At 37.7% G+C, this 20,060-nt stretch carries 18 protein-coding genes; 10 read left to right on the plus strand and 8 right to left on the minus strand.

What is annotated here, in order from left to right:
• Positions 1–75: 75 nt before the first annotated feature.
• The 4 genes from NBX25_RS19860 to NBX25_RS19875 all read right to left on the minus strand — a co-directional run bounded on the left by NBX25_RS19860 (position 76) and on the right by NBX25_RS19875 (position 4,087).
• Positions 76–237, minus strand: a complete 162-nt coding sequence (locus NBX25_RS19860) for a hypothetical protein (protein WP_250255139.1) — start codon at positions 235–237, stop codon at positions 76–78.
• 362 nt (positions 238–599) lie between these two features.
• A complete protein-coding gene (locus tag NBX25_RS19865) occupies positions 600–1,178 on the minus strand; it encodes a Crp/Fnr family transcriptional regulator (RefSeq protein ID WP_250255140.1) in 579 nt (192 codons plus the stop codon).
• Between the two features lie 212 nt (positions 1,179–1,390).
• Positions 1,391–2,125 (minus strand): class I SAM-dependent methyltransferase, encoded by a 735-nt coding sequence (locus NBX25_RS19870; protein ID WP_250255141.1) that lies wholly within the window; start codon positions 2,123–2,125, stop codon positions 1,391–1,393.
• A 300-nt stretch (positions 2,126–2,425) separates the two neighbouring features.
• Positions 2,426–4,087 carry a GIY-YIG nuclease family protein gene (locus NBX25_RS19875; protein ID WP_250255142.1) on the minus strand — a complete coding sequence of 554 codons (1,662 nt, stop codon included), beginning with the start codon at positions 4,085–4,087 and terminating at the stop codon, positions 2,426–2,428.
• A 153-nt stretch (positions 4,088–4,240) separates the two neighbouring features.
• Between NBX25_RS19875 and NBX25_RS19880 the strand changes: the two genes are divergently transcribed.
• Positions 4,241–4,798: a GNAT family N-acetyltransferase gene (locus NBX25_RS19880; protein WP_123908067.1), complete on the plus strand. Its 558-nt coding sequence runs from the start codon at positions 4,241–4,243 to the stop codon at positions 4,796–4,798.
• A 404-nt stretch (positions 4,799–5,202) separates the two neighbouring features.
• Here the strand turns inward: NBX25_RS19880 and NBX25_RS19885 are convergent, their stop codons facing one another.
• Positions 5,203–5,751: a hypothetical protein gene (locus tag NBX25_RS19885; RefSeq protein WP_250255143.1), complete on the minus strand. Its 549-nt coding sequence runs from the start codon at positions 5,749–5,751 to the stop codon at positions 5,203–5,205.
• A gap of 295 nt (positions 5,752–6,046) precedes the next feature.
• Between NBX25_RS19885 and NBX25_RS19890 the strand changes: the two genes are divergently transcribed.
• From NBX25_RS19890 to NBX25_RS19930, 9 genes are all read left to right on the plus strand, one after another.
• Complete coding sequence (locus NBX25_RS19890; RefSeq protein WP_250255144.1) at positions 6,047–6,409, plus strand: hypothetical protein; 363 nt, start codon at positions 6,047–6,049, stop codon at positions 6,407–6,409.
• 117 nt (positions 6,410–6,526) lie between these two features.
• Entirely contained in the window at positions 6,527–6,880 is a 354-nt protein-coding gene (locus NBX25_RS19895) for a hydrogenase maturation nickel metallochaperone HypA/HybF (protein WP_250255145.1), read from the plus strand.
• 1 nt (position 6,881) lies between these two features.
• Positions 6,882–7,595, plus strand: coding sequence for a hydrogenase nickel incorporation protein HypB (gene hypB, locus NBX25_RS19900; RefSeq protein ID WP_250255146.1), 714 nt, complete (start codon positions 6,882–6,884; stop codon positions 7,593–7,595).
• A 1-nt stretch (position 7,596) separates the two neighbouring features.
• The gene (locus tag NBX25_RS19905) at positions 7,597–8,073 is read left to right on the plus strand and encodes an urease accessory protein UreE (protein ID WP_250255147.1); all 477 of its coding nucleotides are present in this window, start codon (positions 7,597–7,599) and stop codon (positions 8,071–8,073) included.
• Positions 8,063–9,076: an ABC transporter substrate-binding protein gene (locus NBX25_RS19910; protein WP_250255148.1), complete on the plus strand. Its 1,014-nt coding sequence runs from the start codon at positions 8,063–8,065 to the stop codon at positions 9,074–9,076. Before NBX25_RS19905 ends, NBX25_RS19910 begins: the two co-directional genes overlap by 11 nt.
• Positions 9,076–10,086 carry a FecCD family ABC transporter permease gene (locus tag NBX25_RS19915; RefSeq protein WP_250255149.1) on the plus strand — a complete coding sequence of 337 codons (1,011 nt, stop codon included), beginning with the start codon at positions 9,076–9,078 and terminating at the stop codon, positions 10,084–10,086. The genes NBX25_RS19910 and NBX25_RS19915 overlap by 1 nt, the downstream gene beginning before the upstream one ends.
• On the plus strand, positions 10,083–10,853 hold the full coding sequence (locus NBX25_RS19920) for an ABC transporter ATP-binding protein (RefSeq protein WP_123908075.1): 771 nt from the start codon (positions 10,083–10,085) through the stop codon (positions 10,851–10,853). The genes NBX25_RS19915 and NBX25_RS19920 overlap by 4 nt, the downstream gene beginning before the upstream one ends.
• Positions 10,854–10,858: 5 nt before the next feature.
• Positions 10,859–11,377 carry a GNAT family N-acetyltransferase gene (locus NBX25_RS19925; RefSeq protein WP_123860325.1) on the plus strand — a complete coding sequence of 173 codons (519 nt, stop codon included), beginning with the start codon at positions 10,859–10,861 and terminating at the stop codon, positions 11,375–11,377.
• Positions 11,378–11,406: 29 nt separating this feature from the next.
• Positions 11,407–13,842 carry a TonB-dependent receptor gene (locus NBX25_RS19930; RefSeq protein ID WP_250255150.1) on the plus strand — a complete coding sequence of 812 codons (2,436 nt, stop codon included), beginning with the start codon at positions 11,407–11,409 and terminating at the stop codon, positions 13,840–13,842.
• A gap of 236 nt (positions 13,843–14,078) precedes the next feature.
• Here NBX25_RS19930 and NBX25_RS19935 read toward each other — a convergent pair whose 3' ends face one another.
• From NBX25_RS19935 to NBX25_RS19945, 3 genes are read right to left on the minus strand one after another with little or no spacing between them, the layout of a single operon-like run.
• Positions 14,079–15,467: a TolC family protein gene (locus tag NBX25_RS19935; protein ID WP_250255151.1), complete on the minus strand. Its 1,389-nt coding sequence runs from the start codon at positions 15,465–15,467 to the stop codon at positions 14,079–14,081.
• A 3-nt stretch (positions 15,468–15,470) separates the two neighbouring features.
• Positions 15,471–18,635 (minus strand): efflux RND transporter permease subunit, encoded by a 3,165-nt coding sequence (locus tag NBX25_RS19940; protein ID WP_250255152.1) that lies wholly within the window; start codon positions 18,633–18,635, stop codon positions 15,471–15,473.
• 5 nt (positions 18,636–18,640) lie between these two features.
• Positions 18,641–19,789 carry an efflux RND transporter periplasmic adaptor subunit gene (locus tag NBX25_RS19945; protein WP_250255153.1) on the minus strand — a complete coding sequence of 383 codons (1,149 nt, stop codon included), beginning with the start codon at positions 19,787–19,789 and terminating at the stop codon, positions 18,641–18,643.
• Positions 19,790–20,060 lie beyond the last annotated feature (271 nt).

The raw sequence follows: 20,060 nt of genomic DNA on the forward strand, positions 1-20,060 counted from the left end.
CTAAAGACCATATTGTAAAGGTCATTAAAGTTTTAATAAATATAAAAGGGTTTAACTTAAAGTTGAACCCTTTTTTTATCTTTTTATTTGAACCTTTGCACAGAGAAGGTGAATCAGTTTCAAAGCCACAAAAGAAACAGTATATTTCCCGGAAGTTTCGTTAATCTGATTGATTTTAAAACCAAAGTATCCCCCTACGCCTCCTAATCCTACAACTACAATATGTTTTTTGTTCATGAAATTATTTTTAGCAAAGATGAATGACAAATTTTAATCTATCACTTGACAAATGAAAAGAAATGGTGGATTTTGAGGAAATAATGGGGTTTTGACGGGATGGAAGCTGGGAGCCGGAGGTAGGAAGCTATGGAGATTCCAAAACAAAATTCATTCTATTTTTACAGATTTTCTCTTGTTATAGGGGTAGGTTTGTTGGAAATCGCGAAGGTGCAAGAGATTTTGGATGCGGAGAATTTTTTAAGGTGCAAGGATTTTATCTCCGATAAAATTGCATGCTGTAGATTTCATAAGTGCTTAATTAAGTAAAAAATATCAGAAATTATTCGTCTGCAATACCTTCCAGCCTCCAGCTTCCCTCTTTATTTATGAATATCTCTTCTGATTCTGCTTAATGAGCTGTCCTTAATTCCAAGATAGGAAGCAATTACTTTAAGCGGAACATGTTGAAAAATATTGGGATCTTTCTTCATCAGATTAGAATACCGGGTAGAAGCCTTCTGGCTCGCCATCTCAATCAGTCTGTCGTGAATGTTGTGATAGTTCAGGACAAAAAGCAGCCTGCTGAATTCCCGGAATTCAGGAATATTATGGAAATTATACTGTACATTCTCCAAACCGGTTTCCCATAACATACAGTCTGTAACAGCCTGATAGATCTCTTTGGTGGGCTGCTGCCTGAAAAAGGATAAAAAATCATTCACAAAACAAGGGGCAGCATAAATATTTGTGGTAATTTCTTCATTATCTTCATTCAGCAGATAAGAACGAACGTAACCTTTTTCCAGAAAATAGGTTTTAGTGCTGATGGTATTCTGACCCAACACAATATCATTAGCTTTCAGCTCAAACGGTTTGAAGGTTTCTGTAATTTTCTCAACCACTTCATCTTTAATACTGAACAGGGAATGAAAATAATTATTGATCGATGATTTATCCATTGCAAAGTACAAGGCTATCTATTTTTAGCTGTCTAAAATAGGGATAATTCTGTGAATTTTCAGTGAAAATATAAATTGAACAGATAAGAAACCCTCCATCAATTCTACGATTTAGCACCCTTCCGGTGGAAGGGAATGATTACGTCTTCAACTGTGATATCAGTAATGATGAAAAACTTTAATTTAAAAAGTTACAGTTTTTATGATTACATCTAATTTAGTTTTACCGCTTTTGTTGCTATAAAGGTCGGCAGGTATTTATCAATTAAAAATCTTGGATGGGGCTGCATTTCTTCTGTAAAATCGGCAATCACAAAGCCGGCCTTTAATTGGCCACCAATCAGATCAGAAAGAGAATGTCCAAAAACCAGTGCTTCCTGATTCTCCATTTTTCTGGCAATCTGCTCTTGATTCAGGTCTCTGATATCTGCATAAGGCAAAGTATATTTAGGTCTGATGATTCCTTCTGCCATATCCTGTGGATTACGGTCCGCTACAAAAACAACCGGATTGAAAAAACTGGACAATAAAGAACCACCCTTTTTTAAGATTCTGTAAGCTTCTTTCCAGACAGGATTTACGTCTTCCACATAATGATTGGAGATGGGATGAAAAACGATATCAAAAGATTCATTTTCAAAAGCACTGAGGTCTCTCATATCTCCCTGAACCGTTTTCAGGGATAATCCGTCGCGTTCTGCTACCTTGTCATCCTGTCTCAGCTGCTCTTCCGAAATATCAAACACAACAACCTCTGCTCCCACAGCAGCCAGCACCGGAGCCTGCTGTCCACCTGCAGATGCCAGACACAAAATTTTCTTTCCTTTTATATCTCCCAACCAGGCTTTATTTAAAGGTTTTGGGGTAAGATGTACTTCCCATTTCCCTTCCTTTGCCTCATTAATTAATTCTGAACTTACTGCCTGAGACCATTCATTCTGTTCCAATGCCTGTTTGTCCCAGGCGCTGACTCATTGTGGTGTAAAAAGTCAATTTTTTCTTCTTGCATATTATTATCTTTTTCATTGGCATTATAAAACACTTACAATGCATTACAGTATCCAAATATAGAGACTTTAATACCCAACAACGCTGAAAAGGCTGTCTATTTTCGCGAAAAAGACTGATAAATGATTGTATTTTGGCTGTATTAGATTATTTTATTACAGAAAAAGTCTTTAAACCATATGTTTAAAGACTTTATAGATGACATTCACAATCTTCTCTGGTGTATTGAAAAAAGAATCTTATTCCTCACTCATTACTTCATCATACGTAACAGGATCTTCAATTTCCTGATATTGTTCCCATTCAGCCTCAAGTTGTTTATTCGTTTTCATTTCTTCTTCAAGCTTCAAAGTTTCACGATATTGTTTGGCTTCCGCAGATAGGGTCCATTTACAGCTAATCCCCATAGATTCCAGATAACTTCTTACCTCATGGATATTTAATTTAAAAAACTCTTTTCTTGGATTTATTTTATTAAGCTGCCTTTTCAAGAACTTCCGGTGCAATTGTTTTTCCAATGCCGGTGCATCATCACAATAGATCATCGCGTGAACATCAAATTCAAATGGAACACTGGCATCTCCTAATTCCCGGACACGGTCTAAAGGTTCCAGACGTCTTGTCATACCAATTTTATAAACATCTTCTCCAAATGACCCAATATTGGAAATAATATACACATTTCCTGTTCTGGTCTGTTGAGCCATGGATATAGCTCTTTGATTTTTTTCTTCTGCCTGAGTAAGCTTCTGCTGTAGCTCTTCCAATTTCTGTTGAAATTGCAGCTTTTGCTCTTCATTTGCTCTTGCGACCTGAGATTCTGCTTTTTCAATCAATCTTTTTAAAGTCAATTCTTCTTTTTCAGCTTCTTTAATAGCTTTTTCATATTCCTTACGGGCTCTCTCCTCTTCACGGATCTGTTCCCGAATTTGTCTTTGCTCTTCCTGCTCCTGCCACTTCAGTTCCTGAGCAACAACTGCCCATTTTAATTCTTCAACTCTAGCGCTGTGATATACCTCTGAGATTCTTGCATATCTAAAGGCCTGCCCGTTAAAATTAACCAATTGGAAAGCATCATCCATCTTTTGTTTCAATGTTCCAAAATTGTCTTTTTTTACGGAAGATAAAATAGAGTCTGCTTTTCCGTTATAAGCATCAATAACAAAATCAATAGCTGTGTTCCTTCTTGATTCATCCATATAATCACAAATTCCAGCTTGTCTGCTTACAATCATAAGCTTATTATTCTGACGCAGTTTCTTCAAATTTTCTCCAGCTTCTTTATGTCCAAAATCTTCAGCCAGCTCATCCAGTAAAGTATAGGTTGGTATTAAATATTCATTTCCATAGCCTTTGATGACATTTTTCATGGCTTTAACCCTCTCTGCAATCTGATCGGCTTCTCTTAAGCTTCGGTACGCGTCACCGCCAATTGATTCGGCCCTTATTTCTGCATTATCAACAATACGCTTAGCCTCATTTACAGCATTTTCATACAGTAATTCAATTTCCCTCGATCTTTTATCTGTGAGTTCCTTTACATTTCTACGCATTTCTCGTGCCTGTCCCTGTGCATCAGAAAGTTCCAGTTCTGCCCTTGCCTTTATCTTCAAACCATCTCTCTGTGCTTTTTGCAATAGATATTCACACTCTAATTTAACATCAATGATATCCTGATATTTTCTTAAAGCATCATTGTGTTGTAATAACTCTGCATTTTTTTTGCTTAAAACACCTTTATCTGTCTGTAATTTTAATACATCAGTCTTTAATTGACTATTTTCACGGTTCAGGTTTGCAATCTTAGTATCTTTTTTAAGAGATTCTTTTTTTAATGTTCCAGATTTTCCAAATGCATAAAACACTAACAGAAGCAAAATAATAATTAATACGATTTCCATGGTTAATTAGAGATTAGGGTACAATAATAGGCAAAATCATGAGCCTTGATGTATGGGAAACCGTAATCTATCTAGTTTTATTTATTTTTTAGAACATTTTCTGATCCCCTGAATTCTGACTATTTTTATATTCGATAAAAAATGCATTATTCAATGAGCGACCTAATATTAAAATCAAAACAGTTAACCCTGCGTCCATTCAAAGAAAGTGATGTTTCAAGTGTGCATGAAATGCTTTTAAAACCAGAAAGTACAGCATTTAATCCTACTTCTTACGCCGATGACGAAAAAGAAACCCAAAAATTGATAAACACATGGCAATCAGAAGCAAAATATGGTGAAGACCGGAAAAAGTTTACTTTTTTAATAGAAACGGCCATTGACCAAACTTTTGCAGGCATTATCGGTATTGATCTTATTAAGCTTCATTACAAAAATGCAGAAACATGGTATAAGCTTAGCCCTGAAGTCTGGGGAAAAGGATATGGAACGGAAGCGTTAGAAAGAATCATTCAATTTGGTTTTGAAGATTTAAAACTGCATAGGATTGAAGCCGGTTGTGCTGTTGACAATATTGCTTCCTATAAAGTCATGGAAAAGTGTGGTATGATAAGAGAGGCACATCGCAGAAAACTACTCCCCTTAAAAAGCGGATGGAGTGATAATTACGAATATGCTATTCTTGAAGAAGACTATTTTTCGAAAGCGTAAACTAATAAAAACCAAATATTTGTGAAAGTGACTATATTATACATCACTGTCATTGACTACGTCGAATCTTCGATTTCTGACAAAGGAAGAATCTCATAATATCGCTTAGATTCTTCATTTCACTTCTGAACTACGTTCGCAGACCTCCAGTCTGTATTCACAATGACAGAGCCATAGTAATAAGATAACCGCATTAGTGTAAAATTGTATATAATTACCTTTGTGAATTATAAATGTGAATTATAAAACTTCTTTTCCAATAGTAAAATGGTTCTGTCTATATCTTCAATAAACAATCATAAAAGCCGGCCTGTATAAAATTAATAAATAACTTTCATCCAGGTCAAAATCTATGTGCTTTTACGGTAAAAAAAATAGAAGCACATAGAAAATATGGTGAAACTTTATATGGATGGAGAGGGAGAATATTCCGATTTACTAAATACTCTTCCTGTCTTTACTTCCTTGATCTTAATAATTTTATTTCCTTTTTTTATCACCTCAAGGATTATTTTTTCCTTTTTAGGATCTTTTTTATCAGAAATTGTCATTTTACTTCCTTTTAGTTCAATGGTATCGTAATCTTCATATCTTACAGTATATCCTAGAAGAACAACACGATCATCTCCTTTATCCGGTTTTTTATAGCTTACGGTCTCCAATGGATAATGAGACATAATACGTACAGCATACATTCCACTGAAATCATAGATCTTTTCCACAAGGTCATCAGGAGTGAAAGTGGTTAATATTTCGGGCTCATTCTTCCATCTGAATGCTGTGTTACCCTCCATTTCAGCATTGAGAGCCGCTTCTTTTGCTTTAGGTTCAGGATGCATATACTCCACTTTTTTAGGCGGTGGTGAAGCCTCTTTATTTTTCTTTTTCTGAGCAGGTACAACGATGGAAATCAATATAAAAAACAGGATAAACTGATAGTTGAATATATTCATTTTGTGATCATTTTTAAATTAAAATTAGCCCATCATACAGGTGCTTTACTCAAAATTACTACTTTTTTATATTCAAAATCAAAAAGTCATTTTTTTCAACATTCTCATTAAACCTTAAAAGCCAAGCAACATCCAACTAATATATTGATTTACAAAAACATAATAATTAAAATACATAAAAAAAGCATAAAACAAGTATTCTATAAAGAAGTCTATTCCGTCCTGATTTTGAACATTTTTAAAAGGTTTTTGGTAAGAATGCAGGCGCTAAAATGATGTAAATTTGCTATACTCAATGAAGAAGTCTCTTTACATATCAATTACTTTTATGCTTGTCCTGTTTTTTACATTACTACTGGGATTCGCTCACCACAAAAAAAGTAATATTTCTGTTCATTCTTCAGAGAATCAAATAAGTTTTAAAGTATCTAATTCCGTTCAGCAGCATGATCTTTTATTCATCGCATCGATTGTTGAAAATGATTTTGATGTTGACAAAACTTTTTTTGATCTGCCTTTTATCCTTTTTGAAAAAGAAATGTTTTCATGGGGATCTCCCTTAAACTCTACTACGATAATGAGTTCTGAAACAGAATGGGCACATCATTATCACCTTCCCAAATATCTTTTATTTCATAATCTAAAGATCAGAATATAAGCTTCATGCTTTAATCTACATTTAAACACCCGCCAATATTGGGTTTCACATCTATTATTCTTATTAAGGTTATCCGAAAAATTCAGGTAATCAGTTTCACCTATAAAAATATAAGCTATGCATGAATTGAGTATAGTGAAGGATATCTTTGACACTTTGCAAGAGCATTATCATGCTAAAGTAGAAGATATCCAACAGATTCAGGTAACGGCAGGACTATTATCCAATGTGCAGCCTGTCCTGATTCAGAATGCGTTTGATGCATTCATTACCGACCATCCGTACTACCAGGAAATGGAACTTGAAGTGCGCGTCAACGATATTATAGCTCACTGTGACCGGTGCCACAAAGATTTTCCGGTCAGGTACCACAAATTTGTGTGCGACGACTGCGGAACTCCCTCTGCTCATATTGTTCAGGGAAACGAACTCTTTATTTCAAAAGTAATTTTTAAACAAAAAAATCATTAATATGTCAACAGCTAATCCAAAAAGTCTAGGAAACCGCGTAGGATCGGTTCAATGTGATAATACCACTCTTCATTTATTAAAGGCTAATGATTTTGTAGCCAAAGCCATCAGAGACCGTCTGAAAGATGTCTGCGTTATCAATGTATGTTCCTCTCCGGGATCCGGGAAAACAACATTAATGCAGGAAACCGGAAAAAGACTGGCGCAGGATCTTAATATTTCAATTCTTGTAGGCGACCCGGAAACAGAGCGTGATGCGATCAGAATGCGTGAGGTAGGAATCAATGCCTTACAGATTGTAACGGGTGGCATGTGTCACATTGAGGCTCAGATGATTTTGCAGGCACTGGATCACATCGATTTAGAAGGTGTTGATTTATTATTCATCGAAAACGTAGGAAATCTTCTTTGCCCATCAGCATTTGACCTTGGAGAAGATTATCGTGTCACTCTTCTGGCTTCTACTGAAGGCGATGATAAACCTAAAAAGTATCCCCGTATGTTCTTAACCAGTGAACTGATGCTTGTTTCTAAAGCAGACTTGCTTCCTTATGTTCCATTCTCTGTAGAAGCGGTAACAAAAGATGCCCATGAAGTAAACCCTAATCTTGAAGTCATAACGATCAGTACACTCAACGGTGACGGAATTGAAGAATGGTGCAACTGGCTGAAGGAAAAAGTAAAACTGAAAAAAGAAAGCGCTAAAGAAGCTTAATATGAATACAGTACAACCAATCGTAATTGATGAAATAAAAACAGGAATTGATCTGAACCATCAATGCTCTGACGTTCTGGAACTCGAATGGTTTGAAAACAAAAAGCAAAAACTAACCCGGATCACCAAATCCGGGGTGGTTTTAGAACTAAGATTAAAAAATAGAAAAGAATGGCGGCAGGGAGACAGATTATACAACGACGGGCAGCTGATGGCAACCATTGTCATCAAAACCTGCCTTACCATATGCTTTTCCACTGAAAATGATGGTGAAGCAGCAGACTTCTGTTATTTTATCGGAAATCAGCATCTGCCGGTATTTCTAATCTCCCATAAAAAGTTCGCTGTTCCTTATGATGGCCGTCTGTATGAGCAACTTTCTTTAAGATATGGTAAACGTATTGAACTGATGGATGCTCAGCTTTTATCCCATCAATCCTTACGTTACCTGGCAAAAAATAGAATCTATGAAAATTAAAAGTCTATTTATTACAGTATTTTCAACACTCATACTCGTATTGCAAAGCTGTAATAATTCCAAAAATTCAAATAATACAGAAACCTCAGCAAATACAGAAGTATCTGCAACAGACAGCAGAGGTAAAAAGATCACTCTTCCTCATGAAGCGATGCGCGTTGTTGTTTTATACAATGCATTGGTGGATGATGTTTATATGCTTCAGGCAGGCGAAAAAATTGTAGGAATACCCCAACAGATCTACGAAATGGAAGATACTTACAGCTTCCTTTCCAAGCTTGATGACCGTATTAAAAATAAAAGCATTGCCACACCTACTTTTGGTGGCCAATCCAGTAATGCAGAAAGTATTGTAGGATTGAAGCCTGATTTGGTGCTCACCTTCAATACAGATGAGGATAATATCAATCAAATTGAAAACCTTGGAATTCCGGTATTTACTTTTTCTTCTTTAAATGATGAAAAGATTCTTGATGAATTAAAAAATGTTGGGAAACTGCTTGGAAAACAGAAACGAGCTGAGGAAATTACAGGATATGTTGCTGATGAAGTAAAAAAAATGAGAGCATCGCAAGCCACTTCTCCTAAAAAGATCTACTATGCATGGTCAAAAGGACGTATCATGTCTACTTCAGGAAAAGGAAGCCTGATTGATATGGCCATTACCCTTTCCGGAGCTCAGAATGCCTGTCCTGTTCCGGTAGAAGCCCCCAATATCAGTGCTGAAACCATGTATAAGTGGAATCCTGATCTTATCATTCTGTGGAATTCAAAGTTATCGGATGTTTACAGCCTTAAGGAATTGGAAGCACTTCCTGCCGTTAAAAATAAGCAGGTATTTGTAATGTCTCCATCGTTTCCGTACGACCCGCATACGGTGAAGTTCATGTTGTTTGCCAAACAGCTTCGCCATTGGTGTATGCCTGAATATACACAGGAACAGCTGGATCAGGATGTAAAAAAAGCTTTCGAGATAATCTATGGCAAAAAAGGATTGATCTGATGATAAAAAGCATTAAAACATCTTCCTTACTCATCCTGCTTCCTATACTTTTGGTGTTTGTTTCACTGGTTATAGGTTCCAGCCAGAATATTGGAATGGGAGAACTGTTTCATCATATCGCCCTGGAGTTTGGGATTTCCAAAGATGAAGCCGTTTTGCAGGGAAGTCTGCATACGATTTTATGGCAGGTTCGTCTACCGCGCATCATCCTTACTTTTCTCGTAGGTGCTTCTCTGGCTTCTTCCGGAGGAGTTTTGCAGGCTGTTTTCAGAAATCCTATCGTTGACCCATTTACATTGGGAATTTCATCTGGTTCCGCATTTGGAGCTGCATTAGCCATGTTATTTCCCATAATGGCGGTTAATATTTCTGCTTTTATCTTCGGAGTTGTGGCAGTGGTTATCACTTATCTGGTTTCGTATGCCGGGGCCAAAACATCCATTGTCAGTATGGTTCTAGCCGGAATGATCGTATCGGGAGTATTTACAGCATTTCTTACCGTCTTACAATATCTGAGTGATCCTTATAAATTACAGGCTATTGTACAATGGACCATGGGGAATCTGCATACTGCTTCATGGCAGAAAGTTCATACTGCTGTATTCCCAATTCTTATTGGTTTAACCATAATTGTTGTACTTCGATGGAAACTCAACCTTTTAGCCTTGGGAGATCATGAAGCCATGGCTGTTGGAGTCAATCCTACAGTTCTGAAACTGATTCTGATGGCAGTAGCCACGATGATTACAGCATCATCTGTTGCCGCTGTTGGAGTCATCAGCCTGTTCGGATTAATCGTTCCTCATATCAGCAGAATGATTTTTGGCCCGAACAACAGCATTACCGTTTGGGCTAATATTAGTATTGGTGGTGCATTTTTATTATTGATCGATGATTTCTCACGTACTGTAATGCCTTTTGAAATTCCGATCGGAGTATTTACCATGATTATCGGAGCGCCTATTTTCATCTATTTAATGCGTAAAAATGTAATAAACTGGAACTCATGAACACTATGATTAGTATAGAACAGCTTTCTTTTGATTATGGAAAAGATCAGGTGCTGAATAATGTTAATGCAAAATTTGCAAAAGGAAAACTGTCGGTTATTTTAGGAAGAAACGGAAGTGGTAAATCTACTTTGTTTAAGATTATTGCCGGGTTAGAAAAAAATTACAAAGGAAGCGTATGGATTGCCGATAAGGAACGCCGAAAAATAAAAATAGGGACATCTACTCCAGTTCGCATAGGGTTTTTAACCCAATTTCATCAGACTACATTTCCATTTAAAGTGTTTGATGTGGTCTTAACAGGTAGAGCTTCTTTTTCCAGGTTTTCACCCAAACAATCGGACCATCAGGAAGTAGAAGCCATTCTTCAAAAATTTAATTTAACCCACTTAAAAGATAAACCTTATACTTCTCTTTCCGGCGGCGAGCGCCAATTGGTACTGTTATGCCGGGTATTGGTTCAGAAGCCGGATATTTTGATGCTGGATGAACCTACCAACCATCTGGATCTTCATTATCAGGTAGCTGTATTAGAAGTTATTCGTCAGTTAGTCCGTGAAGGAACTACCGTTTTATGTGTAATGCATGATCCTAATCTTGCTTTTCAGTTTGGCGATGATTTTTTTGTCATGCGCCATCATGAACTGGTAGCTGTTAAGTCATTGGAAACAGATGAATTGAAACGGCTTCTTGAAGAGACATATCAGGTTCCTTTACTTGCCCTGAATAATCAGGGAACTCCCATGTTTGCCCCACAACTAAAATAAAATATATGAAAAATCATGAAGAAATAACGATTTCGTTGGTACAGGATTACCAGGTATTTGAAGTTCTTCCTTATGTCATGGAATTCAGACGTCAATTGTACCCTTTATTAGATCCCTTGATCGTCCCTAAAGATCTTGTCAATTTTGAACAGAATTATTTACTCTCTCCTACCGGAGCTTTTTTACAAGCCCGAACCGCAACCGGAAAACTGATAGGTGTTATTGGTATGATGCCCTATGATTATCGTTTTCCTCATCTGGACATTGATGAAAAAACAACCGTAGAAGTGGCTAGATTATTCGTCAACCCGGAGTACCGAAGAGCAGGAATTGCTACCCAACTGTTTCAGGAACTGATTAAAACTGCACAACAGAAAAATATAAAACGATTATACCTGCATACCCATCCTTTTCTGCAGGGAGCGTATGATTATTGGCTCAAACAGGATTTTAAACTTCTAAAATCATGTTATGAAGGTACCTACCCAACTCTTCACATGGAATTAATGATTACCGCAGAATAATAAATACTACAACAGCGTAGAAAGATACAATGAAGCACATCACTAAAAAAGTATTATACATCAATGGTATAATGCTCTTACTTCCTTTTGCCCTATCGGCACAGGAAACCCATCCTATTTTTGGAAAAATCCTGAATCAGGGAGGGAAAATAATTTCTAATGCCACGGTTTCCATCAACCAGGGAACCATGACCACAACGAGTAAAGACGGTAAATTTCAGTTTGAAACTCCGGTTCAATATCCCGCTCAATTAATGATTGATGCCCAAGGGTATTCCGGATCCAATATCACATTAGATTCCCTTTCTTATGATGATAAAAACGGAATTACCATTCGCCTGGTAGAAAATCAAACGGCTCTTCAGGAGGTTTTAATTACTGCCAGAAGAAACAATTCTTACCTTACCAATAATTTGGAATTGGGTGGAAAATTTTCGGGGAATTTAAAAGACCTTCCACAATCCGTTTCTATTGTCAGCAGTGAGTTTATGGAAGACAAACAAGCCTATACTACCCGCGATGTGGCTCAGGATTTGGCCGGGGTAACCACAGCCTCTTCTTATGATGATCTTATCATTCGTGGTTTTAAAAGCGGCTACGAAACCGGAATCCGACTTGTGAATGGACTCCGATCAGGATATAGTTACGGAAACAGTTACTATCGTTCTCCCTTAACTATCAATCTGGAAAGTGTTTCTGTTTTAAAAGGCCCTGGCGCCTCATTATTCGGAGATGTGACTCCCGGAGGAACGATTAATATGGTGACTAAAAAGCCGTTGGATAAGCAAAAAGGTTCTATCAATTTCTCCGTTGGGAGTTTTCAGACTATCCGTACCAGCATTGATTTGACAGGGCCATTGGATAAAGAAAAGAAAATCCTGTACCGTCTGAATGCAGGGTATGAAGACAGCAAAACCTTTCGAAATGTCAATCAGCAGAAAAACTTTATGATTGCTCCTTCCTTTACTTTTAAACCATTTGACGGAACTCAGGTAGATATTGATCTGGTATATGACCAGTTTCATGGATATCTTGACCGCGGAATGGGTTTGAGAAACAATGATTTTTATGCCCTGGACCGTTCCTTTACTTTAAGTCAGCCATCGGATTTTTATAATACCAAAACGTTGTCATTCAGTGCAAGACTAAGCCAGCGTCTTACGCACAACCTCTCATTGAATGCAAGCTATATGAAGTCTATCTATCAGGAAGATGTGAATGAGCACCGTACCCTGAACAGCTATGCGGACGCTCCCAATAATACGATCATGAATATGCGTTTTTTTGACCGTCATGGAAAAGATTATACGGATAACTCTGTAGTGTATCTGAAATGGGATCTTACCGGTCATAAAATCGAAAATCATATCGTAACAGGAGTAGATTATGCCCAATATGAAGGAGACAGCAATAATCAGCAAAGAGAGGCAAGGCAACAAAGAATAGATGGAAAAATAGTTCCTCTGACATTTGATCTTAATAATCCGACTTATACCACTCATGATCTGAGTAATTACGTATGGTTATCTCAGGGAAATTATCCCTTTTTAAGTCCTTATAAAACAACCGGAATCTATGTACAGGATCAGATTTCATTTGCAGACAGATTAAAACTTATTGTCGGACTGCGTCATGAGCATTATTATTCTGAAACTGTAAGTGGTAAAGACCGTTTTAGTGCTACTCAAAATGCTTGGTTGCCTCGTATTGGATTAACATACCAGATCAATGATCAGATCAATTATTTTGCAAGTTATTCACAGGGATTTGCTCCTGTTGGGGCCAACTTTATCCAGAACTATCAGGATTATGGTGCTGATAAACCATTCACCGCTGAACATAGCTTCCAGGTGGAAACAGGTCTTAAAACCGGATTTTTTAAGAACCAATTACAAATGGACTTATCTCTTTTCCAGATTGAGCGCAAAAATATGCTGATTGCAACAGGTGAAATCAGTACAACAGGATTTCCTGTCTACAGACAATCAGGAGAAGCCATATCTAAAGGAGTGGAATTGGATATCCGTGGACAGCTGACAAAGGAGTTTCAGATCATGGCGAATTATACTTATAATGATACAGAAGTAAAATCTTCCTCCATTGCCTCTGAAGTAGGACAAGCCTTGCCGGGAGCTCCTAAAAACATGGCCAGCATGTGGTTGAAATATGTTTTCTCAACCTCTGCCTTAAAAGGGCTTGGTTTCGGAGCCGGGGTGTATTATGTAGACACCAGACGTATGGATAACAGCATTGGAAAAGACAGCAATGGAACTGCCCTTTGGGGAGAATGGCCGTCTTACACCACTGTAAATGCAGCCGTATATTATCATATCGGAAAAATGAAAATGGCAGTGAATGTCAACAATATTTTCGATACATATTATTTCCTTGGCGGGTTTGATTATACACGAGCCTTTCCGGGAGCTCCAAGAAATGTAATGGTTTCTGTGGGGTATTCTTTTTAAACTTATTTTTAATCTTGATAAAGCCTGGGCTGTTTTTTACAGTCCGGGCTTTTTATTGTGCGGTATATCGCAAGGATTTCACGTTTTATACATTGAATCGGAAAGATATTCTCACGCAGATTTTGCTGATTACGAAGATGATTGAGTGAGGTTACTTTTAATAGCCACGAATGCACGAATAAATTAATTTAAAATTCTTAAAACCTATGTATCTATGTAGTTTTATGAATGTCCAATTATTTCCAGCCTCCGCCTAAAGCTGCGTAAAGATTAACCACTGCCTGAAGCTGTTGCAACTTATCTGTAACAGCATTTTGTCTTGCACTTAAAAGGCTTTGCTCTGAAGTAAGAACATCTGTATAATTGGTTGCACTTGTATATTTCAATAATTCTTTTGTAAAATATACTGCCTTTTCAAGGTTGGCAATCTGCTCCTTTCTGGAGATTGCTTTTTCATCCACCATCTGATACTGATAAAGAGCATTCGAAACTTCCTGCCCTGCTGTTAATAACACTTTCCTGTAATTGTATTCTGAAGCTTCATAATTAGCCTGAGCAACTTTTAATTTCTGTTTATTCAGTCCGTTATTAAAAATAGGCTGAGTTAATCCACCTACAATATTGGCAAAGAAAGCACCGGCATTGAAAAATGATTTTAGCTGTGTCGCATATAACCCGGACTGTCCTGTTATGGTCAATGCAGGATAAAAAGCTGTTCTTGCCACATTAACCTGTTCGAAATTGCTTCTCAACTGCAGCTCAGCCTCCTTCACATCAGGTCTGTTAGCCAATAATTGAGCAGGAACTCCAATTGAGAGTTCACTATAAACCTGTTCACTAAACAATGAATCTCTCTTTATAGGTCCGGGTGTTCTTCCCAGTAGTAAACAAAGTGTATTTTCTGCCTGACGAATATTATTTTTAATATCAGGTACTGTAGATTTTACCGCATAATAATTAGCTGCACTTTGTACTACAGCCGCTCCTGTTACTACATTACTGTTTTTCAGAATCTTCATTGTTTCCGTGTCTTTGGAATATACCTCCAGAGACTGTTGTACAATGTTCAACTGTTCATCATAAGCCAGCAACTGATAATATGTGGCTGCTATGTTAGCTACAAGCTGTGTCTGCACTGCCTGCCGGTAAGCTTCACTGCCAAGATAAGCAGCATACATAGATCTTTTTGTACTTCTCAACTTACCCCAAACATCTACCTGCCAGGATGAAAGCGCATATAGCTGATACACCTGGGAAGCAGAAGCCTGAGCACTGGCCGGATCATAAGCTCCGGCAGAAGCATTCCCTGACAAAGATGGCAAAAATGCCTGTTTACTTTGTACAAAATTCGCTTCTGCCGCTTTAAGATTAGCAGCTGCTGTTTTCAGATCCAGATTATTAGAAATCCCCTCAGCAATAAGCTCTTGCAACAAAGGATCTTTAAAAATTTCTTTCCATGACAGTGTTGCCATATTGTTGCTGGAATCTGTTACTGCATCTCCGTATAGACCATCCGGAACAACCTGATTGTTAGCATATGGCTTAGTAACATCACAACTAAAAAGCGTCACTGATAAAAATGCAGCCTGCACAAAAAGGTTATATTGTTTTGACCAATGTATCATACTTTACGATAGATTATTTTTATTTTCAACAATCAGCTCATCGTTTTCATCATACTTATTCGTTCCTGCTTTCTCCTGCAATCCCTGGAAAATCACATACAATCCGGGAATTACAAATATTCCCAACAAGGTTCCGAACAGCATTCCGCCAATGGAACCTATTCCTATGGACTTGTTTCCATTGGCTCCCACTCCTGTTGAAAACATCAAAGGCATTAATCCAAAAATAAAAGCCAGTGAAGTCATTAAAATAGGCCGGATTCTTATTTTTGCTCCTGCCAGCGCACTATCAAACAAACTCATTCCTTCATGTCTTTTTTCCAGTGAAAGTTCTACCATTAAAATGGCATTTTTAGCCAAAAGCCCGATCAACATAATCATACTGATCTGCACATAAATATTATTATCAATTCCAAATAATTTGGCAAATACAAAAATTCCGCTTAATCCTACAGGTAAAGAAAGAATAACAGCCAACGGCAGAATATAACTTTCATATAGCGCACTTAAAAGAAGGTAAACAAAGCAAAGGCTTAACAGAAATATAACAACGGCCTGTGATCCTGAACTTTGCTCTTCCTTACTAATTCCACTGTATTCAAAACTATACCCCGGAGGGAGACTTTGCTCAGCCACCTGATTGATGGCTTCCATAGCCTGCCCAGTGCTGTAGCCGTTATTGGGTGAACCACTCACGGAAATGGCATTATACATATTAAACCTTGATACAGAAGAAGGTCCATATACTTTTTTCATGGTGATGTACTCAGAAATAGGGCTCATCGTTCCGCTTTTCGTTCTTATTTTGATATTGTTCATCTGTTCAACGGTTCCTCTATAAGGATTATCCGCCTGAAGAATGATCTGATACTGTTGCCCGAATTCGGTGAAATTGCTGATATAGGAACTTCCGTAGTATACATTCATAAGATTCAGAATGTCTGATGGCTGTATTCCATTATCTTCACATTTGGCTACATTCACATCCACTTCATACTGCGGAAAATTCGGATTAAATGCTGTAGCAGCATATTGAATTTCACTTCTTTTATTAAGTTCTGCCAGAAATTTTTGAGCCACTCCAAAAAAATCATTGATGCTATGTCCACCACGGTCTTCAATCTGGAAAGTAAATCCACCACTTGTTCCAAAACCACTTATCGTAGGCTGCTGCATAAAATTGATGGAAGCTCCCTGTATATGTTTTGTTTTCTCAGTCAACTGCTGTATGACATCTTTATCCGTAACTCCAGGACGTTCACTCCAGGGTGTAAGCCTTAGAATCAGCATTCCATAAGAACTACCGCTTCCGCCCAGCTGATTTTGTCCTAAAGTAGTCATCGATGCCTGGATCTGAGGAATGGTATGAGCAATACGGTCTATCTGACTATTAATTCCCTGCACTCGTTCTTTAGTAGCAGCTGCCGGAAGGGTAACATTCACAAACACAGTTCCCATATCCTCCGAAGGAACAAAACTGGAAGCGACACTTTTAATCGTAAAGTAAAAAAGACCTCCAAAACATATCACGAGTCCAATAGTCAGCCATTTTCTTCTGATCAGAAAACCGACCGCTTTCATGTACTTATTGATCAGCTTATCATAATTTGAATTAAAACCAGTCTTAGCTTTTTGTAGGAAGCTTTTCTTTTCTTCTTTTTCATTGTGTTTGGGTGGACGAAGAAACATAGCCGCCAAAGCAGGACTTAAAGTAAGTGCATTTACGGCTGAAATCATAATCGCTACTGCCAGGGTAATTCCAAATTGTTTATAGAAAACCCCTGCCGATCCTCCAAGGAAAGTTACTGGTAAAAATACGGATGCCATCACCAAGGTAATGGAAACAATAGCCGGAGCAATTTCTCCCATAGCATCAATTGCCGCTTTACGTGGAGAAGTATAGCCATGCTCAAGTTTACTATGAACCGCTTCTACAACTACCACAGCATCGTCCACCACAATCCCAATTGCCAAAACAAGGGCAAACAGAGTAAGTAGATTAAGACTATATCCGAATAAATACAGAAAAAAGAATGTTCCTATAATAGATACCGGAACCGATACACCATGGATAATTGTAGAGCGTACATCCTGTAAAAAAATAAGAATCACAAGAAATACCAATAAAAAACATTCTACCAGCGTATGCAGTACCTTGGAAATACTTTCACTAAGGAAATTATTAATATTTACAAGTTCTATTGTTTTGATTCCTGACGGAAAACTCTTAGCGGCATCTGCCATTACCTTCTGAGCCCCTATAATAACCTCCTGTGCATTGGAGCCCGGAGTCTGGCTGATAGCAATAGCAACAGCAGGTTTACCATTAATGGCAGTAGCACTGGTATAAGTTTGTGTACCCAAATCAATACGTGCAATATCTTTCAGATAAAGATACTGTCCGTTTCCTATAGATTTAACGATAACATTCTGAAACTGTTCTAAAGAAGACAAAGTCCCTGAATAGGTAATATCATATTGAAATGCCTGCGCCAGGTTGTCTCCTATCTTACCCGGTGCAGCATTAAAGTTCTGAGCATTCAAGGCAGTTGTTACATCAGAAGGAACCAATCCGTAAGCGGCCATCTTATCCGGCTGTAACCAGATCCGCATAGCATACGTCATGGCTCCACCAAAAACATTGGCTCCTGCTACACTATTGGCTCTCTGTAATTGGGGAACGAGGTTAATTGCCGCATAATTCTGCAGAAATTTCTGATCGTATTGTGCCCTTTCACTGAACAGCCCTAATATCAACACATTACTGCTCTGTTGTTTTCTAACCGTAACTCCAGCCTGTGTTACTGCCTGAGGCAATTTGGAAAGAATGGTACTGATCCTGTTCTGCACATCCACCGCAGCCTGGTTAGGATCCACCCCTACCGCAAAATAAACGCTGATGCTGGCAGAACCTGTGTTACTGGCAGAAGAAGTCATATAGGTCATTCCCTCTACCCCATTAATCTGCTGTTCAAGTGGAAAAACCACACTATTAATAAGTGTAGTAGTATTGGCTCCGGGGTAAGATGCCGAAACCTGGATGGTAGGAGGTGCAATATTGGGATATTGAGCTACCGGTAAACCACTGATCCCTAAAACCCCTAATACAACGATGATTACAGAAATCACCGTACTGAGTACCGGTCTTCGTATAAATAATTTCAGCATGGCAATCAGTTTGATTTGAGTTTCATAGTACGGTAGATTTCAGCGGCATTGGCAGGTGTAGGTTTAATTACTGTACTATCACTGATATTAAGCCCGTTAAGAACAAGCTTATCTCCTGCTTTTACCCCACTGTTAATCACAACAAAATTACCATCATCTGTAGGTGAAGTAGTTACAGCTTCACTCATGACCCTATTCCCACTCATTACTTTATAAACAAAAGATTTATCCTGCATCTGATACACTGCAGTCTGTGGAATCAATAAAGCATTATCCAAATTAACAGGTATCCTGATCGTAGCACTCGCTCCATTCTGAATAATTCCCAGTTTATTATTAAATATCACTTTAAAAGTAGCGGTTCCGGTACTGCTATCGATTCCGCCACTGGCTGTTTCCATCTTTCCTTTTTCCGGATATATCGTTCCATCTGCCAACACTAAGGTAATAAGCGGCATATTATTGAGCTTTTCTGCTGTGGTACTGCCTTTCATGCTATTCATAAAACTCAGCAGCTGCTTTTCACTTAATGAAAAATAAGCAAATATGTTTGAGGTGTTGGAAAGTGTGGTCAGTGGATCTGCTGTAGTACTGCTTACCAAAGCTCCAATTTTATAAGGAATCAGACCAATTGTTCCACTTTGGGGACTTCTGATGTAGGTATATCCCTGATTGGTTTGAGCATTGGCAAGAGTAGCCTTTGCCTGCGAGAGCCCAGCTTCTTGGGATTGCAGAGTATACTGTGCCGAACTCAGTTCATACTTACTTACAATTTCCTGCTGTACCAGAGGTTTGGCCTTTTCTACGTTCATCCTTGCAGCATTCACATTGGCTTCAGCAATTTTTATAGCAGCCTTTGCAGTAATAATATCCTGCTCATACTGAGGGTTTTTAATTCGAAACAATAATTGCCCCTTGGTGACGGAAGCTCCTTCCGGAACATAAATATCCTGAAGATATCCGGACACCATAGGTTTGATCTCCACGACATTCTGTCCCTGTATAGATGTTGGAAAATCATTATAAACAGTAACTTCTCCAGGGGTTAAAGTCAATACCTGATAACTTTGTATCTCCGGGGTTTTCTGGAGTTTCTTTTTACTACAAGACAACAGTATAACCAGAATAAAAAGGATATAGCAGCTTTTTTTCATATTGATGTAATTGGCTAAAACGGGAATAAGAGGGACATTCCTGTTTTATTTCATATATATAAAAATAAGATTTTAACAGGTTATTTCTTAAAGAAAATTTTAAATTTTAATTAAAAAACACATATATCTAATAAAATAATATTGATAAAACAACTACCAACTCTTATCAATACAATATACTTTTATAATAACTCTTCTTTTCAACATTAAAAAAACTATTCTTCAAATAGTTTATCAGAGATTAGGACTATTTTTGTAATTTAATTCATTA

It is taken from the genome of Chryseobacterium sp. Marseille-Q3244 (genome assembly GCF_940807095.1).
Classification (GTDB): domain Bacteria; phylum Bacteroidota; class Bacteroidia; order Flavobacteriales; family Weeksellaceae; genus Chryseobacterium.

What these genes read in the sequence shown, in the direction of transcription:
- NBX25_RS19860 (WP_250255139.1), bottom strand. Translation starts at nt 237, where the DNA reads ATGAACAAAAAACATATTGTAGTTGTAGGATTAGGAGGCGTAGGGGGA.
- NBX25_RS19865 (WP_250255140.1), bottom strand. Translation starts at nt 1,178, where the DNA reads ATGGATAAATCATCGATCAATAATTATTTTCATTCCCTGTTCAGTATT.
- NBX25_RS19875 (WP_250255142.1), bottom strand. Translation starts at nt 4,087, where the DNA reads ATGGAAATCGTATTAATTATTATTTTGCTTCTGTTAGTGTTTTATGCA.
- NBX25_RS19880 (WP_123908067.1), top strand. Translation starts at nt 4,241, where the DNA reads ATGAGCGACCTAATATTAAAATCAAAACAGTTAACCCTGCGTCCATTC.
- NBX25_RS19885 (WP_250255143.1), bottom strand. Translation starts at nt 5,751, where the DNA reads ATGAATATATTCAACTATCAGTTTATCCTGTTTTTTATATTGATTTCC.
- NBX25_RS19890 (WP_250255144.1), top strand. Translation starts at nt 6,047, where the DNA reads ATGAAGAAGTCTCTTTACATATCAATTACTTTTATGCTTGTCCTGTTT.
- NBX25_RS19895 (WP_250255145.1), top strand. Translation starts at nt 6,527, where the DNA reads ATGCATGAATTGAGTATAGTGAAGGATATCTTTGACACTTTGCAAGAG.
- hypB (WP_250255146.1), top strand. Translation starts at nt 6,882, where the DNA reads ATGTCAACAGCTAATCCAAAAAGTCTAGGAAACCGCGTAGGATCGGTT.
- NBX25_RS19905 (WP_250255147.1), top strand. Translation starts at nt 7,597, where the DNA reads ATGAATACAGTACAACCAATCGTAATTGATGAAATAAAAACAGGAATT.
- NBX25_RS19910 (WP_250255148.1), top strand. Translation starts at nt 8,063, where the DNA reads ATGAAAATTAAAAGTCTATTTATTACAGTATTTTCAACACTCATACTC.
- NBX25_RS19915 (WP_250255149.1), top strand. Translation starts at nt 9,076, where the DNA reads ATGATAAAAAGCATTAAAACATCTTCCTTACTCATCCTGCTTCCTATA.
- NBX25_RS19920 (WP_123908075.1), top strand. Translation starts at nt 10,083, where the DNA reads ATGAACACTATGATTAGTATAGAACAGCTTTCTTTTGATTATGGAAAA.
- NBX25_RS19925 (WP_123860325.1), top strand. Translation starts at nt 10,859, where the DNA reads ATGAAAAATCATGAAGAAATAACGATTTCGTTGGTACAGGATTACCAG.
- NBX25_RS19930 (WP_250255150.1), top strand. Translation starts at nt 11,407, where the DNA reads ATGAAGCACATCACTAAAAAAGTATTATACATCAATGGTATAATGCTC.
- NBX25_RS19935 (WP_250255151.1), bottom strand. Translation starts at nt 15,467, where the DNA reads ATGATACATTGGTCAAAACAATATAACCTTTTTGTGCAGGCTGCATTT.
- NBX25_RS19940 (WP_250255152.1), bottom strand. Translation starts at nt 18,635, where the DNA reads ATGCTGAAATTATTTATACGAAGACCGGTACTCAGTACGGTGATTTCT.
- NBX25_RS19945 (WP_250255153.1), bottom strand. Translation starts at nt 19,789, where the DNA reads ATGAAAAAAAGCTGCTATATCCTTTTTATTCTGGTTATACTGTTGTCT.